Below are 14904 nucleotides of genomic sequence, written 5' to 3'. Positions count from 1 at the left end.
ATTTAACCTATCAGGATTGCGCGGATATCGTTGACATTCGTAAGCGTCGGTCCGGTGACGACCAGATCGCCGACCGCTTTGAAGGCGGTGTAGCTGTCGTGGGCGGACAGTGCGGTGCGCGGGGCGATGCCCGACGCACGCATGCGCGCCAGCGTATCCGGGGTGATGATGGCCCCGGCTGCGTCCTCCACACCGTCGATACCATCGGTATCGCCGGCTATGGCCCAGATATTCGGCGCGGCGTTCAGGCCGATGGCGAGGCTTAGAAGGAATTCGGTGTTCCTGCCGCCGCGCCCCGTGGAGCCTTTTTGAAGCGACACGGATGTCTCTCCGCCGGACAGAATGACGGCAGGGCCGGCTATCGGCAGTCCCTTCGCCTTTGCCGATATTGCAATCCCGGCAAATACGGTGCCGACCTCCCGGGATTCGCCCTCCAGCGCATCGCCGAGGATGAGTGTCTGTAGGCCGTTGGCGCGGGCGATCCCTGCCGCCGCATCCAGTGCGATCGAGGGGGAAGCGATCAACCGAACTTCGCCGTTTATCGGCCGCGAGACGTTGAGTGAGCCGCTTTGCTCAAGCACCGCCTGGGCCGCTGCCGGAAGCTCCAGCCGATAACGGGAGACGATTTCGCGGGCATCCTCAAGCGTCGTGTGGTTGGCGACAGTCGGCCCGGAGGCTATTTCGGAAGGATCGTCACCCGGCACGTCCGAAATCACCAGAGAAACGATCTTTGCCGGATAAGCCGCCTGCGCCAGCCTGCCGCCTTTGATGTTGGAGAGTTGTTTTCGAACCGCGTTCATCTCAGAAATGGTCGCGCCACTGGCGAGCAAGGCCTGATTGACCGCCCTTTTGTCGGCAAGCGTCATGTTGCCGGCCGGTGAAACCAGGAGAGAGGAGCCACCACCCGAGATGAGGGCAATGACGAGATCGTCGGGGCCGAGATTTTCGACACATGCGAAAATGCGGGTGGCCGCCTCGACGCACATTTCATCGGGAACCGGGTGGGACGCTTCGATGATTTCGATGCGCCCGGCCGACACGGCGTGACCATAGCGCGTGACGACCACCCCTGTCAGGTCCACGTCGCCCCAGGCGGCATCGAGTGCCGCCGCCATTGCCGCAGACGCCTTGCCTGCGCCGACAACGATACAGCGGCCTTTCGGACGCTCGGGAAGATGTGCCGCGATCACTTTTGCCGGATCGGCACTTTCGACGGCTGCGTCGAAAATTCGACGCAGCACTTTGCGGGCGGACACATCGTTCCAGCTCATTCGGCAGCAGCCACTTTCAGGATATTGGAACCCGCGATCGCTTCGCAGACGGCATCCGTCACCTGTTGCGTATTGGCTGTGCCGCCGACATCGGGGGTGAGGATACCGGCTTCGGTCACGCGCTCCACGGCCCCCATCAGGCGAGCGGCGGCGTCGCGCTCGCCCAGATGTTCCAGCATCTGGGCCGCCGTCCAGAAGGTTGCGATCGGATTGGCGATGCCCTTGCCGGTAATGTCGAAAGCCGATCCATGGATCGGTTCGAACATCGACGGAAAGCGGCGTTCCGGATCGATATTGGCCGTCGGCGCGACGCCGAGCGAACCGGCAAGCGCCCCGGCGAGATCGGAGAGAATGTCGGCATGCAGGTTGGTCGCAACGATCGTGTCCAGGCTTTCCGGCTTCAGGGTCATGCGAACCGTCATGGCATCGACCAGCATTTTATCCCAGGTGACGTCGGGATATTCCTTCGAGACTTCGGCTGCGATCTCGTCCCACATCACCATGCCGTGGCGTTGGGCATTCGACTTGGTCACGACGGTCAGAAGCTTGCGCGGGCGCGACTGCGCCAGCTTGAAAGCATAACGCATGATGCGGGTAACGCCGACGCGGGTGAAGATCGCCACTTCCGTGCCGACTTCCTCCGGCAGCCCCTTATGGGCGCGGCCGCCATGGCCGGAATATTCACCTTCCGAATTTTCGCGGACGATCACCCAGTCGAGATCGCCGGGGCCGCAATTGCGCAAAGGCGGCGTGATGCCCGGCAGGATTTTGGTCGGACGCACATTGGCATATTGGTCGAAACCCTGGCAGATCGGCAGGCGCAGACCCCAAAGCGTGATGTGATCAGGCACATCCGGCGCGCCGACGGCGCCGAAAAAGATGGCGTCGAATGCCTTGAGCTGCTCCAGCCCCTCGGCCGGCATCATCACGCCGTGTTTTTTGTAGTAGTCCGAGCCCCAGTCGAAGGTCTCCGAATGGATCTTGAAGTCGCCGCTGCGCTTTTCCAGCGCTTCGAGAACCTGAAGTCCGGCGGCGATCACTTCCGGCCCGATGCCATCGGCAGGGATGGCTGCAATTTTATATTCACGCATTGTCATTCTCCAATTGATTTCAGTTGTGGCCGGAAGCGGCTTCAGATTTCCGAGACGCAGCTCCACGAGCAAGGATCAGCGTGACCCCCGCCGAGATGACGAGCAATGCTGCCACGAAATAGAGGCCGCCTGCGAAGCTTCCCGTTGTGTCTTTGATCCAGCCGATCATCGAGGGCCCGACAAACCCGCCGAGATTGCCGATGGAGTTGATCGTGGCGATCCCTGCCGCGGCAGCCGGGCCGGACAGGAAAAGCGTCGGCATGCTCCACAGCGGCGGCTTGGATGCGCTGATGCCGATATTAACGAGCGTCAGGGCGGCCAACACGGCAAAGACGGAGGTTGCGCCAGTGGCAAGCGCCAACCCGGCGGCTGCCAGCAGGCAGGCGCCCACAACGTGCCAGGTACGTTCGTTCGTCTTGTCGGAATGGCGGGCCCACAGGATCATAGCAACGACGGCGAATATGGCTGGGATGGAGTTGATCAGGCCGGTCTGGAACGATGTGAGACCGAAGCTCTTGAGGATCTGGGGCGCCCAGATGCCGAGCGTATAGAGACCCGCCGAGGTGCCGAAATAAACGAGGGCAAGCGCCAGAACCCTTATATCCGCAAGGCCGGCCCAGATACTATGGCTTGCCTTGGCTTTGCCCACCCGCTCTTGCTCCATGGTCTGTACCAGCCAGGCGCGCTCCTCATCGGACAGCCATTTGGCTTTTTCGGGCCGATCCGTCAGATAAAACAGCACGATGACGCCGAAAACGAGTGCCGGGACAGCCTCGATGATGAACATCCACTGCCAGCCGGCCAATCCCCAGATCCCGTGCATCTCAAGAAGCGCACCGGAAATCGGAGAGCCGATAGCCGTGGCCAGAGGCGCTGCGGCCATGAACATGGCGGTGACGGCGGCGCGGCGGCGAGCCGGGAACCAATAGCTCAAGTAAAGAATGATGCCCGGGAAAAACCCGGCCTCCGCCACGCCGAGCAGAAAGCGTAACGTGTAAAAACTCGCTGTACCCTGCACCAGCGCCATGGCGCCCGAGATGATGCCCCAGGTGATCATCACACGGGCGATCCAGATCCGTGCACCGACCTTGTCCAGAATGAGGTTCGAGGGAACTTCAAACAGAAAATACCCGAGGAAAAAAATACCGGCCCCGACCCCGAAAACCGTCGATGAGAAGCCCAGGTCTTGATTCATCGTCAGCGCCGCGAAACCGATGTTCACGCGGTCGATAAATGCGATCAGATATAGAACCATGATGAATGGCACGATGCGCCATGTGATTTTGCGCAGGACGCGCGTTTCCAACTCGCCAGTCACAGCAAGCTCCTCCCGATGTTTGATGAGACGCATCCTCCAGCGCCATCCATCAACGGTATTTTGCCCCTTGCCGAAAACCAATATTCAGATAATTATATAATTAAATGATATAATGAGGTTTTATGGAACTCGAACAATTAAGGTGTTTCGTCGCCGTGGCCGAAGAGTTGCATTTCGGCAAAGCAGCCCAGAGGACAGGTATGCTGCCGGCTTCCCTGGGACGTCACGTGCGTCTGCTTGAGGAATCGCTTGGAACGCGGCTTCTGTCTCGCACGACGCGAAGTGTCGAATTGACCGACGATGGCGTTATCCTGCTGAAGGAGGTGAAGCCTCTCCTCGGCCGCCTTGAAGCCGTGGCCGGGCGGTTTCGAACCTCACGCCACTTGCCCGCTCCCATTTTACGGATTGGTGCAATCGATAGCGCCGCGGCGGGCCTCGTTCCTCAATTGCTTCAGGATTTTCGCGAGCTCTCGCCACAAACCCTGACCCAGCTGGTTGAAGACAAATCGATCCGCCTTATTCCGAAACTCCTGGCTGGCCGCCTCGATCTCATTCTCATCAGGCCAAGGGACAAGCTCAATCGTAACCTGGCAATGAGAAAACTTTTCACGGAAACCGTCGTTGTCGCGGTGCCCGCCCAAAGCCCGATAGCTGCGCAGGACGAGATTTCAATCCATGATCTCGCGGACGAGCCTCTCATCGTGCCCGAACGTCGTTCACGGCCGCATAGCCATGATCTGACCTTCGGACTGTTCGCAGACGTAGGGCTGCGACCTCGCATAGCCCAGATTGCCGATGAGAAGCAGACGATCATCAACCTCGTCGCCGCTGGTATCGGTTCCGCCCTGGTGCCGAGGTGGACGTCAAAACTTGCGCTGGAGGGGGTCAGATACATCCCGTTGCGAGCAGCGCAAAAGGGAAAGCCCGACAAATTGCCGCTTGCCGTGGCCTGGGTTAAATCCGTCCGGGATCCGCGTCGCGATCAAATGCTGGAGATGCTTGAAGCCAATCTGGAGCGTTACGCTTTGAATGCGTGATCTCGCTGCCGTGTTCGATGCAAATTCAACGCGATCCGATCAACATCTTTATGAATGCCACCATCCGTCAGTTGGGCTATCCGACCAAGAAGGTGCGCGAGTTACGCTTGCTCTTCTTCGCGGAAATCAACAGTCGAAAGCTTTTCGAGCAGCTTCAATATCCTCGCTGTGCTTCTGTCCCCATTCCAGCAAGGTTGCCAAGGGCTGGGTAAGTGAATGACCGAGTGACGTGAGCTCGTATTCGACCTTGGGCGGGATGGTTGCATAGGCCGTTCTGAGGACCGGGCGCCTATTATCTTTCCGACATCGCCGGCGTGCAGCGCCTCTTTCCGATGCTTGGATTCCCAGCCTATCTCGTGCCGATTCTGGCGGTGCTAAAGCCGCTTGCTGCGGTCACGATCCTCTGGCGATTCAATGTCGCCTTGTCGGACCTCGCCTGTGCCGGGATGTTCTATCACTTGCTGCTGGCATTTTCCGCGCATCTCAATGTCGGTCAGACCGTTGAGGCTGCGCCCGCGCTGGTCGGACTGGACGCGCTGCTGGTCTCATTCGCAACGCAGAATGCCGCGCGACGCAAGCCTTCACCCTATGGCCAGTTCTTCAAGACCAGAGCTGAAGGCGTGTGAGAATAAGACCGTCCGGCCCAAAGCCGGACGGCTCCATCAATCTTTTGCCTTAAGGCCCCTTGGCTTTGGCTTCGGTGAGGACTGCTTGCCATATTCATTCCACCAGGCGGTGAGCGCTTCCATGGTGGGGCCAAGCCCCCGCGCTTTGTCGGTCATCGCATATTCGACACGAGGCGGCACTTCGGCATAAACGGTGCGGGACACCAGCCCGTCCGCCTCCAACTCCCGGAGGCTGGACGTCAGCATGTGCTGCGTGATGCCGGGGATGGCCTTGCGCAATTCGCCGAAGCGATAGACCCGCTCGTTGAGCAGCCACATGACCTCCAGTTTCCATTTACCCGAGAGCATGGAGAACGCACGGCGCATCTCATCCTGCATGGTGAAGTCGTCACGCTTTTGCATTAGTCTGGATTTCCATACTTACTGTCAAAAATTCATACTACTTGCGAATTTTGGTTCAACACTTAAATTATTATACAGGTTCTCGTGGGCGACGCCAATGAGGACATGAAGGAAAACACGAAATGGCCGACCTCATCGGGAGCGTCGACGCCCACGGGAATAACCATGTCAGCAACCATCGTCTACTGGGTCAGCACAGCACTGCTTTCGCTGCTCTATCTAAGTTCCGCGTTTCTATATTTGACCAAAGGAGCCTGGGTTCGACAAACCCTCACAGGGCTGAACTATCCGGCACCCTATCTCGTGCCCCTTATGATCGTGGTGAAGGTTCTCGGCGCCCTCGCGGTCCTGTCGCGCGTCAGCGTGCCGCTGAGCGATCTGGCTTATGCGGGCATGTTTTACCATCTGATCCTATCGGGATCGGCGCATCTGGGCGTTCGCAAGCCTGCCGGTGCGCTGCCTGCCGTAATTGGCCTCGCACTGCTCGCCGCTTCCTTTGCCACGCAGAATGCCGCTCGCGATGTGCCGTCGCCCTACGGCCTGGTCGCGGCAACCCAACAGACAAGTCTCAACTAAGGAGAAAACCCCATGGCAAGACTTGAAGGAAAAATCGCACTCGTCACCGGCGCCAGTCGGGGCATCGGCCGCGCGACCGCGAAGCAGTTTGCAGCCGAAGGCGCAAAGGTCGGCGTATTGTCGCGCACCCTGGCCAACGTTGAAGCTGTCGTAGCCGAAATCGAGGCCGCCGGCGGCACGGCGCTCGCGGTTCCTGCCGATCTCGGCAATGCCGATGACATCAAGGCAGCAGTGGACAAGGTTGTCGAGGCCTATGGTGGTCTCGACATTCTCGTGAACAACGCCTTCGATCCTACCGTTGCCTATGCTTCAGTGCTCGACCTCCCGGCGGAACAGCTCCAGCGCAATTTCGAGATTGGCCCAATCGCCTATCTGCGTGCCATGCAGGCGGCCTATCCGCATCTGAAAGTGAGCGGGCATGGCCGCGTCATCAACTTTGGGTCCCTGGCCGGCGTCTCGGGACTGGCAGGCATGGCTCCCTATAACATGGCCAAGGAGGCGGTGCGGGCGCTCACGAGAACGGCCGCCCGCGAGTGGGCGGGGGACAAGATCACCGTCAACAATGTCCTTCCTGTCGCTGCGACCTGGGGACCTGAAGTCGACGTCCCGCCGCCGGCCAATCCACTCGGCCGTTACGGATCGCCGGAAGAAGACATCGCGCCTGTGGTGCTGTTCCTGGCAAGCAAGGACGCCCAGTTCCTGACAGGATACTCGCTCACGCCCGATGGCGGGTCGGTCATCGACAGTGCCCGCTGAACTACCGGAGTGGTCCTCGCAAGTGAGCGCATACGAGGGCGGGGCAGCTCCCTGTCCGAAGAAACAAGGAAACAGACCATGAAGATACACGCTGTCACCATCGACACCGCGAATCCGCAGAGACTGGCCGCCTGGTGGTCGCAAGTCCTCGGTATCGCAGTCGCCAACGATTTTGGCATGATCGTTCAACTGGCGGCGTCTCCTGATGTCCCCCGTTCCAGTTCCAGAAGGTCGAAGACCTGCCGACGCAGCGCAACCGCGTCCATGTCGATCTCAAGACATCCGATCTCGATGGCGAAACCGAACGGCTGGTGCAGCTTGGTGCGACGGCCTTGCAGAAGTTCGAGCTGCCGCAGATCCGCTATACAACGTTGACCGATCCGGACGGCAACAAATTCGATCTCGTGCAAGAATGATCTCGCGGCGCGGGAGCTGTGAACCCGTCGCGCCGGGTTCAGGGAATCCTCAATCGGCCGGCGCAAGCTTCACTTCGGCTGCCAGCATCGCGACGAAGGCGGTCACTTTCGGCGGTCGAAACCGGGCGGCGGGATAAACCGCGTGGATGCCGCCTGATGGCAAGGACCAGTCTGGCAACACTTGGATGAGCGCGCCCCTCTCCAGCAGTTCGCTAACCAGAAAGTCCGGCAGTACCGAAAGCCCTCCACCGGCCAGTGTGGCGGTAAGCACGGCTGGCGTCGCGTTGATGGTCATCGCCGGTCGCATGCGGATAGTGCAGCGATCAAAGTCGGCACGCGAGAAATGCCAGACCAGCGGCTCACGCAACGCGCCGTTGGCGATGAATGGCTGCTGGGCGAGATCATCGGGTATATTGGCGGTGATCGTGCGCGCGAAGTCCGGCGCGGCAACAAGCAACTGCAGGAAAGAGCCGATACGGCGGGCTTGCTGGCTGGAATCGTCGAGCCAGCCGACCCGGATCGAAACGTCGATGTGGTCGGTGATCAGGTCGATCCTGGCGTCCGACAAGACGAGGTCGACCGTGCAGGCGGGATAGGTCCGGCAGAATTGAGCCACCAGCGGTGCGATGGTCGATGTACCAAAATCGTTCGGCGCTGCGATCCGCAAAGTCCCGATCGGACTGGCCGTGACCTCGGCAACCTCTCCGAACGCATCCTCGGCTTCGCGCAGGATGATGACCGCCCGCGCATGTAGCAACCGGCCCGCTTCGGTTGGCTCGACGCGGCGGGTCGTCCGCAAGAGGAGGCTCGTCCTGAGGTCTGCTTCCAGCCGGGCCACCTGCTGGCTGACGACGGTCTTGGTGATGCCGAGCCGCTCCGCGGCACGGGTGAACGAGCCCGCGTCTACCACGGCAACGAAATAAGCGAGCCGATTGAGATTGATCGCCTCCATGTGACACTCCGGCATTGTAAGTCAATGACGCACAGTCTGGGCGACTTCGTCGCAATTATCAATTCAATCCCGATCGCATATCTTCAGTGCAAGACAACACGGAAAAACGGATATGCAGATCACCTACCTTTTCGATCCTCTTTGCGGCTGGTGCTATGGCGCCGGTCCGGCGCTGGAGAAGTTGTCGCGGCTCGACGGCGTGACGCTCGATCTGGCGCCCACCGGCCTGTTTGCCGGTGAGGGTTCTCGGCCGATGAGCAAGCAATTTGCGGATTATGCCTGGCAGAATGACCAGCGCATCGCCCGCCTGACCGGGCAGCCCTTCTCCGACGCCTATCGTGAGCGGGTGCTCGGTGCGGTGGGCGGCCTGTTCGATTCCGCGCCGGCCACCCTTGGGCTGGTCGCCGTCGGTCTTAGCGAGCCGGCGCGCGAACTTGCAGCGCTGGAGGTCCTTCAGCACGCCCGCTATCAGGCGGGCCGCAACAATTCAGACATCAGCATCGTCGCCGAGACGCTCACATCGGCCGGCTTCGTCGAGGCGGCTCGGCGGCTTCAGGCTCCGGACGAGGCGCTTCTCGCCGCCTATCGGAGCAGGATCTCGGCGGCACGGGCCGATATGGCGCGCCTCGGCATTCAGGGCGTACCCGCCATTCTCTCAAGGTACGAGGATCAGTGCCGAAAGATCGATAGCCGTCTTCTTTATGGTGAATTCGATCTGCTCGTCGCCGAACTTCAAGTGAGCTGATCGAAGCGCGCCCAATCAACATTTCCAACACCGCTGCGCGTCCGCGTATCAGCAACCGATAAGACTGGAGACAACCATGTATTCAAGGAGAGACCTTATGAAAACGACACTTGCAGCAGGTGCCGCCATTGCCTTTGCCCCGGCAGGTCTTGGCCATGCAGCGGGATCGGGACTGGCGTGGAAGCATTTTCCCGCCGGCCAGAACGGCTTCTTCCGCGCGCCGGTGCTGCTCACCGGCCCGACCGAAGCGCTGCTGATCGACGGCGGCTTCACCTATCCGGACGGCCGCGCGCTGGCCGAGGCGATCAAGGCCACGGACAAGACGCTGACCACCATCTATGTCAGCCAGTCCGACCCGGACTATTATTTCAGTCTGAAGCCGGTGCGCGAGGCGTTCCCGAATGCCAAGGTCATCGCCGCTTCCGACACGATCGCCGCCATCAACGGCAACGTTGAGAAGAAGCTGGCCGTCTGGGGGCTCCAGTTGAAGGAGAACGGGCCGCAGACGCTCGCCGATATCGTGCTGCCCGAAGCATTCGACGGCCCGACGCTGACCGTCGATGGCGAGACGGTCGAGATCGTGGCCGCCGAGGGGCTGGCCAGCCGGCGCTACCTGCGCGTTCCCTCGCTCAACGCGGTGTTCGGTGGCGTGCTGATTTTTTCCGGCGTCCATGTCTGGACTGCCGACACACCGACCAAGGAGGTCCGGGCGGCATGGGTTGCCAATCTCGACAAGATCGCCGCCCTGAACCCGTCCGTCGTCGTGCCTGGCCACCAAGATCCCCAAGCGGCGACCGATCTGAGTAGCGTCGCTTTCACCAAGGCCTATCTCGTCGCCTTCGAAGAGGAACTGGGCAAGGCCGCTAACGCTGCTGCGCTGAAATCAGCGATGGAGGCCCACTTCCCCGGCTTGGGTATGGGCGTCGCGCTCGATATCGGCTCCAAGGTCGCCAAGGGCGAAATGAAGTGGGGCTGAGATGAGCAGCAATCGCGACATCATCCGGAGGACCTATGAAGGGTCCTCCGAAGAGAACGGCAAGAATCTTCTTGCCGTTCTGTCTCCCGAAATCGAATGGACCGAGGCAGCGGGTTTTCCCTACGTGGGCACCTATGTCGGCGTGGATGCCCTGATGAAGGGCGTCTTTCATCGTCTCGCGACGGAATGGGACGGCTATAAGGCCGAAGCCCATACCTATCTCGCCGATGGCGACCGCGTTGCTGCCTTCGGTATCTATTCAGGCACCTACAAGGCGACGGGCAAGTCCATGACCGCCCATTTCGCGCATCTCTACGAGCTTCGGGACGGCAAGATCCTGCGCATGCAGCAATATGTCGACACTGCGATGGTGCAGGACGCCATCCGCTAAAACAGGAGCCAGGACGATATGAACCAGATTACCTTTCCGGCCGTCGGCCATGCCTATGAAGTCGATTTCGGCGGGGGCAACGCCTTCCGCATCGATTTCAAATCGGACAGCGAGATGGTCTTCACCCGGCTCGTCGAGCCCAACAAGGGTTTCGTCGAGACAGTCAGGTTCACCCACAGGCCGATCCGCGACGATGTGTTCCTCGTCTATTGGCAGGAAGCCGACAAGACGACCGTCGTCCATATCGAGGACTTCGGTAAGGGCGAAATCTATACGAACATCACAGGACCCGACGGCTCGTTCTACAACGGTTTCTCGAAGCTGACCCAGGTTTCCTGACAATTTCGCGGGGCAGACTGTCCCTTTCTCTGTGCTGTACACATTGCGGGCATAAACAATGCGGTTTTAGCCTCGGGCCTTCCGCCGTACTGTCGTCGTTGTCCTTTGGCGTTTCCGCTTTCACCGGGATAGGGAGCCGAGTTCCGGCATCTGGGCGATCAGGTTTGCAGTGCTCGGGGTTGCGACGCCGCTGACTGTGGTGCAGATACGGATGCGCCGGCCAAGCCTGTAGCTATTTTGCGCTGGATCAGCGCCAGATGGCAAAGTGGGTCAACTTGCGATGGAACTTGACAACGTTACCTACTTCCACGGCCAACTCCATCTTCGGCATTGCCATCGATCCCAAAACCGTGATGATGCACAATCATTCCACTTCGGATAAAAACTGCCGTGACCGCTGATACCCTGCATATCCTCAAGACGGTCTATGGCTACGATACGTTTCGCGGAAGGCAAGCCGACATCATTCGACATGTAGTGGCGGGAAACGATGCCTTTTTTGATGCTGACGGGCCTTCCGACAGGTCCGATCTTTGCCAGTGATATCGCGAGGCAGCCCTAGGATATGCCGGATCGAACTCTTTGCCTGACCGCCGCGCTTCTGATGATCGGCTGCTGCGCGTTGATTGTTTCCAAAGCGGTTGCTGCGCCAAAGCGGGAGGATAAGCCAGTCCGTATCGATGTCGGTGGGTTCAAGCTCAATAGCGTCCTGCTTGAACCAGGTCGGAAGCCAGACTTGCCACCCATCGTTTTCATTCATGGTGCCAGCGCCAGCCTTTACGATCCGATGTTCTCGTTTCAGACAAAGCTGCAGGAGCGGGCCAAGCTGTTGTTCGTCGATCGTCCAGGTCACGGCAATTCCGACGTCGGTGGTGAGCAGAACATTTTGCCTGACAGTCAAGCCGACTCCATTGCCGTCCTCATGCAGAAGCGAGGCATCAACCGCGCTATTATTGTCGGTCACTCCTTCGGGGGAGCAATTGCCGCGTCCTTCGCCGTGCGCCATCCGAATATGGTCTCAGGTCTCGTTTTCCTGTCTCCGGCGGTCTATCCATGGAATGGCGGGATCGCCTGGTACTATGAGGCTGCCAGCGCCCCAGTCACAGGCACTTTATTCAGCACCCTTATCGTGCCACCTGTCGGACTTATGGCCATTGATCGTGCCACGAAAGGCGTCTTTGCCCCGAACCCGGTTCCCGCCGACTACATCCACAGGACACGGGCCCTGCAAGCGCTGCGGCCGCTCGCATTTCGGCACAATGCGAAAGAGGTTGCGGCTTTGAGCGACTGGGCAAGAGCGGCTTCCGTGAATTACCACAGAATCAAAGTGCCTACGGTCATCATCACGGGGGATGCTGACAATATCGTCTCCCCTGAGGTCCACTCCCGTCATCTCGCCCGCGATATTCTCGGTGCCCGTCTGATCGTCGTGCACAATCTAGGGCACAAGTCGGATTTCGTCGCCAACGATCTGGTAATCGCAGCGATCGAGACGGTCGCGGGCCGCAAGTCGAGCCTCAACGCCCTGAAAAGGGATGTCGAGCAGAGGATAGCACATGACGGCAAGGATTGATGTCTGGCGGCGGCGGTGCCAGTGGGGACTATCCAGCCTCTATGGTCTCGCGGGCATTCTGCATCTCGTCCTGCCCAAACCCTTCCTCGGTATCACGCCCGCCTGGGTTCCAGAGCCGGAGGCCGTTATTTTCCTGACTGGCCTGTTGTGAGATTGCCGGTGCGGTAGGACTTCTGGTGCCACGGCTGCGGAAAGCCGCTGGCATTGGCCTGGCGTTCTATGCAATCTGCGTATTCCCGGCCAATATCAAGCATGCCATCGACAGCCTTGGTGCCGCGACTGTTTCACCGTGGCAATGGTCCTACCATCTCATCCGGTTGCCTTTGCAGCCATACCTGGTGTGGTTGGCGCTCTTTGCGGGAAATATCGTCGTTTGGCCATTCAGGCGTGGCGTCTGATGAAATTCGCAAAGTTTCATCGTCGGCGGATGCCTTCTGAAGGCCCGGGAAAGCATCGGCACGATCAAGCTCACCGACGAAGTGGGTTGTGTTGCGCAGGTGACGATCGCCGACGTCAAACATCCAACGGCGTCATCCATGTCATCGACACGGTTCCTTGCCCAAGATGTGGTCCAGGGCTATTCCATCATCAGAAGGGCCGGCGACACTTGAGGGCGCCGGCCTTTTCAGTTTCATCGTTGAACGTCCGCTGAATTACATGTTCGGCAGAACGGCGATGTCGCGCACTTCGTTATCGAGCCCTGTGATCGGGCCGATTTCGGTTGCCGCGCCAGTTTGGAGGTTGACGGTGTAGAGCGTCTTGGACGTGGCGAGATAGGCGACGTTCTTGCCGTCCGCCATGCCCCGAATACCAAAGGCATAGGCCGCAGGCTTGTCTTTGAGGCCGAGCTTGCCGATTGCTTTCAGCGTGCCGTCATTCGGCTTGGTCTGCTGGATCAGCGCGCCGATCGTGGCATCGATATATACATGGCGGTCTTTTCAGGCTTGCCGACGGAGTTGGTATAGGCAGCAGCGACGATGTTCGGGGTCTCGCCCTTGTGCATGTCACCCTCCTCGAAGGCGAGCACACCGTCAACCGTCACAGCGCCAGTATCCGGGTGGACACGATGGTTGGTTGTCCCGGGTTGAAGTCGACCACGACGGGGGCTTGCGTCATGGTCAGTATCTTGTCCATCTTGGCGACGTCGGTGGCGGCACCTGTTTCGAGATTGATCGAGACGATGCGATAATCCGGGGTGACACCCGTCACGTCCATCTTTTTTGTCACCGCCGGTTTCTCCGTATCGAAGATGACGAGTGTTTTGTTGTGCACTGGCCTGCTCACCAGGCAACCTCGTAGATATTGGCGGCATCCGATAGCGACATGGTACGCGGGTTGTTGACCAGCAGGCGGGTCTGTTCCATCGCACTTTCCGCGAGTAGAGGAATTCCCTCCTTTGGAATTCCGACATGCCTCAGCCTTACGGGAAGATTAAGGCGCACTGGCAGCATCGTCAGTCCGTCGATGAAACCGGAGAGCCGCCCGTTCTGATCGGCAGGCTCGAGGTGAGGAAAGAGACACGGTGCCAGTTCCGCGTAGGCATCACCACACACCGTCGCGTTGAAGCGCAAGACGTGCGGCAGTACCAGACTGTTGGAGAGACCGTGGGGAACGCCGTAGCGGCCTCCGATCGGATAGGCGAGAGCATGAACGGCAGCGACAGGCGAATTAGCAAAGGCCTGGCCCGCCAGCATTGCACCCAGCAGCATCGACTGTCTGGCGGCGAGGTCGGTTCCATCCTCGACGGCGATCACGATATTCGCTCCGAGAAGCCGCAGGGCTTCTTTGGCAAGGGCACGGGAAACGGGATTGTTGTTTGCACTGGCGGACGTGAAGGCCTCGATGGCGTGGACCATTGCGTCAATTCCCGTCGCCGCGGTCACGGCGGGAGGAAGTCCGATGGTCAGGTTCGCGTCGAGAAGCGCCAAGTCCGGTAGAAGTACGGGTGATACTACGCCCTTTTTCTGGTGTTCGCCCGTGGTGACGATCGAAATCGGGGTGACTTCCGATCCGGTACCGGCCGTTGTCGGCACGAGCACCAGCGGCAGACGCTCCCCCGTCACCTTGCCAACGCCGTAGATAGTGTCGAGCGCTTCGCCGCTTTTGGCAATGAGCGCCACAAGCTTTGCCACATCAAGCGACGAGCCGCCGCCGATGCCCAGCACACCGGTTGCGCCAAACGTCACCGCCTGTGCCGCAGCCGTATGGATGATGGCTTCCGGCGGATCGGCGACAACGCCGGTGAAGATTGATGTTTCGGCGCCGGCTTCTGTAAGGCTGGCAAGTGCTGGCTGAACGAGGCCCGCCTTGACGACCCCATCGTCTGAAATCACCAGAACGCGCGGACCGAGCAGGCTCCTCAGCTCCGAAAGCCTTGCGATAGAGCCGGGGCCCGCAATGATCTGCGGGACGGTTGCGAATGTGAATGCGGACAT

The 14904-nt window shown here is 59.8% G+C and carries 18 protein-coding genes and 4 pseudogenes; 14 read left to right on the top strand and 8 right to left on the bottom strand.

Translation table 11 applies throughout. From position 1 onward, the window contains the following. Positions 1-2: 2 nt before the first annotated feature. The 3 genes from O8B93_RS06460 to O8B93_RS06450 are packed head-to-tail and all read right to left on the bottom strand — an operon-like array spanning position 3 to position 3680. A complete protein-coding gene (locus O8B93_RS06460) occupies positions 3-1271 on the bottom strand; it encodes a glycerate kinase type-2 family protein (RefSeq protein ID WP_269709006.1) in 1269 nt (422 codons plus the stop codon). Continuing rightward, the gene (locus O8B93_RS06455; protein WP_269709005.1) at positions 1268-2362 is read right to left on the bottom strand and encodes a tartrate dehydrogenase; all 1095 of its coding nucleotides are present in this window, start codon (positions 2360-2362) and stop codon (positions 1268-1270) included. Before O8B93_RS06455 ends, O8B93_RS06460 begins: the two co-directional genes overlap by 4 nt. Positions 2363-2381: 19 nt before the next feature. Then, complete coding sequence (locus O8B93_RS06450) at positions 2382-3680, bottom strand: MFS transporter (RefSeq protein WP_405049037.1); 1299 nt, start codon at positions 3678-3680, stop codon at positions 2382-2384. A 122-nt stretch (positions 3681-3802) separates the two neighbouring features. Between O8B93_RS06450 and O8B93_RS06445 the strand changes: the two genes are divergently transcribed. After that, on the top strand, positions 3803-4717 hold the full coding sequence (locus O8B93_RS06445) for a LysR family transcriptional regulator (RefSeq protein ID WP_269709003.1): 915 nt from the start codon (positions 3803-3805) through the stop codon (positions 4715-4717). Positions 4718-4843: 126 nt separating this feature from the next. Here the strand turns inward: O8B93_RS06445 and O8B93_RS06440 are convergent, their stop codons facing one another. After that, positions 4844-5059 (bottom strand): winged helix-turn-helix transcriptional regulator, encoded by a 216-nt coding sequence (locus O8B93_RS06440; RefSeq protein WP_269709033.1) that lies wholly within the window; start codon positions 5057-5059, stop codon positions 4844-4846. On the opposite strand from O8B93_RS06440, the pseudogene O8B93_RS06435 reads away from it, so the two are divergent. After that, positions 5014-5343, top strand: a pseudogene (locus tag O8B93_RS06435) (DoxX family protein); the annotation flags it as partial. The gene O8B93_RS06440 and the pseudogene O8B93_RS06435 sit on opposite strands and share 46 nt — an antisense overlap. A 36-nt stretch (positions 5344-5379) precedes the next feature. Here O8B93_RS06435 and O8B93_RS06430 read toward each other — a convergent pair. Continuing rightward, positions 5380-5745 (bottom strand): winged helix-turn-helix transcriptional regulator, encoded by a 366-nt coding sequence (locus O8B93_RS06430; protein WP_269709002.1) that lies wholly within the window; start codon positions 5743-5745, stop codon positions 5380-5382. Positions 5746-5910: 165 nt separating this feature from the next. Here O8B93_RS06430 and O8B93_RS06425 point away from each other — a divergent pair, with 165 nt between their 5' ends. From O8B93_RS06425 to O8B93_RS06415, 4 genes and pseudogenes are all read left to right on the top strand, one after another. Next, positions 5911-6321 carry a DoxX family protein gene (locus tag O8B93_RS06425; RefSeq protein WP_269709001.1) on the top strand — a complete coding sequence of 137 codons (411 nt, stop codon included), beginning with the start codon at positions 5911-5913 and terminating at the stop codon, positions 6319-6321. A 12-nt stretch (positions 6322-6333) separates the two neighbouring features. After that, a complete protein-coding gene (locus O8B93_RS06420) occupies positions 6334-7077 on the top strand; it encodes an SDR family NAD(P)-dependent oxidoreductase (protein ID WP_269709000.1) in 744 nt (247 codons plus the stop codon). Between the two features lie 78 nt (positions 7078-7155). Then, positions 7156-7215: pseudogene (locus O8B93_RS27910) on the top strand (VOC family protein); the annotation flags it as partial. A gap of 101 nt (positions 7216-7316) precedes the next feature. Beyond that, positions 7317-7493 carry a VOC family protein gene (locus O8B93_RS06415; protein ID WP_269709032.1) on the top strand — a complete coding sequence of 59 codons (177 nt, stop codon included), beginning with the start codon at positions 7317-7319 and terminating at the stop codon, positions 7491-7493. Between the two features lie 49 nt (positions 7494-7542). Here O8B93_RS06415 and O8B93_RS06410 read toward each other — a convergent pair whose 3' ends face one another. After that, complete coding sequence (locus tag O8B93_RS06410; RefSeq protein ID WP_269708999.1) at positions 7543-8445, bottom strand: LysR family transcriptional regulator; 903 nt, start codon at positions 8443-8445, stop codon at positions 7543-7545. Between the two features lie 112 nt (positions 8446-8557). On the opposite strand from O8B93_RS06410, the gene O8B93_RS06405 reads away from it, so the two are divergent. The 8 genes and pseudogenes from O8B93_RS06405 to O8B93_RS06370 all read left to right on the top strand — a co-directional run. Further along, positions 8558-9190, top strand: coding sequence for a DsbA family protein (locus O8B93_RS06405; RefSeq protein ID WP_269708998.1), 633 nt, complete (start codon positions 8558-8560; stop codon positions 9188-9190). Between the two features lie 76 nt (positions 9191-9266). Next, positions 9267-10166: an MBL fold metallo-hydrolase gene (locus O8B93_RS06400; RefSeq protein ID WP_269708997.1), complete on the top strand. Its 900-nt coding sequence runs from the start codon at positions 9267-9269 to the stop codon at positions 10164-10166. A gap of 1 nt (position 10167) precedes the next feature. Next, on the top strand, positions 10168-10557 hold the full coding sequence (locus O8B93_RS06395) for a nuclear transport factor 2 family protein (protein ID WP_269708996.1): 390 nt from the start codon (positions 10168-10170) through the stop codon (positions 10555-10557). A gap of 18 nt (positions 10558-10575) precedes the next feature. Beyond that, on the top strand, positions 10576-10896 hold the full coding sequence (locus O8B93_RS06390; protein ID WP_269708995.1) for a MoaF-related domain-containing protein: 321 nt from the start codon (positions 10576-10578) through the stop codon (positions 10894-10896). A gap of 390 nt (positions 10897-11286) precedes the next feature. Beyond that, positions 11287-11439, top strand: a complete 153-nt coding sequence (locus tag O8B93_RS06385; protein WP_269709035.1) for a hypothetical protein — start codon at positions 11287-11289, stop codon at positions 11437-11439. Between the two features lie 61 nt (positions 11440-11500). After that, complete coding sequence (locus O8B93_RS06380) at positions 11501-12469, top strand: alpha/beta fold hydrolase (protein WP_269708994.1); 969 nt, start codon at positions 11501-11503, stop codon at positions 12467-12469. Next, positions 12453-12620 (top strand): DoxX family protein, encoded by a 168-nt coding sequence (locus O8B93_RS27880; RefSeq protein WP_309568494.1) that lies wholly within the window; start codon positions 12453-12455, stop codon positions 12618-12620. Before O8B93_RS06380 ends, O8B93_RS27880 begins: the two co-directional genes overlap by 17 nt. A gap of 268 nt (positions 12621-12888) precedes the next feature. Beyond that, a pseudogene (locus O8B93_RS06370) lies at positions 12889-13034 on the top strand (fasciclin domain-containing protein); the annotation flags it as partial. An 88-nt stretch (positions 13035-13122) separates the two neighbouring features. Here O8B93_RS06370 and O8B93_RS06365 read toward each other — a convergent pair. Together O8B93_RS06365 and O8B93_RS06360 are read right to left on the bottom strand one after the other, a co-directional pair. Then, a pseudogene (locus O8B93_RS06365) lies at positions 13123-13786 on the bottom strand (DUF4394 domain-containing protein). Further along, complete coding sequence (locus O8B93_RS06360; protein WP_269708993.1) at positions 13750-14904, bottom strand: iron-containing alcohol dehydrogenase; 1155 nt, start codon at positions 14902-14904, stop codon at positions 13750-13752. The pseudogene O8B93_RS06365 and the gene O8B93_RS06360 overlap by 37 nt, the downstream one beginning before the upstream one ends.

It is taken from the genome of Martinezella rhizogenes (assembly GCF_027460065.1).
Taxonomy (GTDB): domain Bacteria; phylum Pseudomonadota; class Alphaproteobacteria; order Rhizobiales; family Rhizobiaceae; genus Agrobacterium; species Agrobacterium rhizogenes_C.
The sequence above is the reverse complement of the archived record's forward strand: the minus strand, read 5'-3'. Positions and strand labels throughout refer to the sequence as shown.

Excerpts from the sequence above, each read along its gene's own strand:
- O8B93_RS06460 (WP_269709006.1), bottom strand. The coding sequence starts at position 1,271 with ATGAGCTGGAACGATGTGTCCGCCCGCAAAGTGCTGCGTCGAATTTTC.
- O8B93_RS06455 (WP_269709005.1), bottom strand. The coding sequence starts at position 2,362 with ATGCGTGAATATAAAATTGCAGCCATCCCTGCCGATGGCATCGGGCCG.
- O8B93_RS06445 (WP_269709003.1), top strand. The coding sequence starts at position 3,803 with ATGGAACTCGAACAATTAAGGTGTTTCGTCGCCGTGGCCGAAGAGTTG.
- O8B93_RS06430 (WP_269709002.1), bottom strand. The coding sequence starts at position 5,745 with ATGCAAAAGCGTGACGACTTCACCATGCAGGATGAGATGCGCCGTGCG.
- O8B93_RS06425 (WP_269709001.1), top strand. The coding sequence starts at position 5,911 with ATGTCAGCAACCATCGTCTACTGGGTCAGCACAGCACTGCTTTCGCTG.
- O8B93_RS06420 (WP_269709000.1), top strand. The coding sequence starts at position 6,334 with ATGGCAAGACTTGAAGGAAAAATCGCACTCGTCACCGGCGCCAGTCGG.
- O8B93_RS06410 (WP_269708999.1), bottom strand. The coding sequence starts at position 8,445 with ATGGAGGCGATCAATCTCAATCGGCTCGCTTATTTCGTTGCCGTGGTA.
- O8B93_RS06405 (WP_269708998.1), top strand. The coding sequence starts at position 8,558 with ATGCAGATCACCTACCTTTTCGATCCTCTTTGCGGCTGGTGCTATGGC.
- O8B93_RS06400 (WP_269708997.1), top strand. The coding sequence starts at position 9,267 with ATGTATTCAAGGAGAGACCTTATGAAAACGACACTTGCAGCAGGTGCC.
- O8B93_RS06395 (WP_269708996.1), top strand. The coding sequence starts at position 10,168 with ATGAGCAGCAATCGCGACATCATCCGGAGGACCTATGAAGGGTCCTCC.
- O8B93_RS06390 (WP_269708995.1), top strand. The coding sequence starts at position 10,576 with ATGAACCAGATTACCTTTCCGGCCGTCGGCCATGCCTATGAAGTCGAT.
- O8B93_RS06380 (WP_269708994.1), top strand. The coding sequence starts at position 11,501 with ATGATCGGCTGCTGCGCGTTGATTGTTTCCAAAGCGGTTGCTGCGCCA.
- O8B93_RS27880 (WP_309568494.1), top strand. The coding sequence starts at position 12,453 with ATGACGGCAAGGATTGATGTCTGGCGGCGGCGGTGCCAGTGGGGACTA.
- O8B93_RS06360 (WP_269708993.1), bottom strand. The coding sequence starts at position 14,904 with ATGTCCGCATTCACATTCGCAACCGTCCCGCAGATCATTGCGGGCCCC.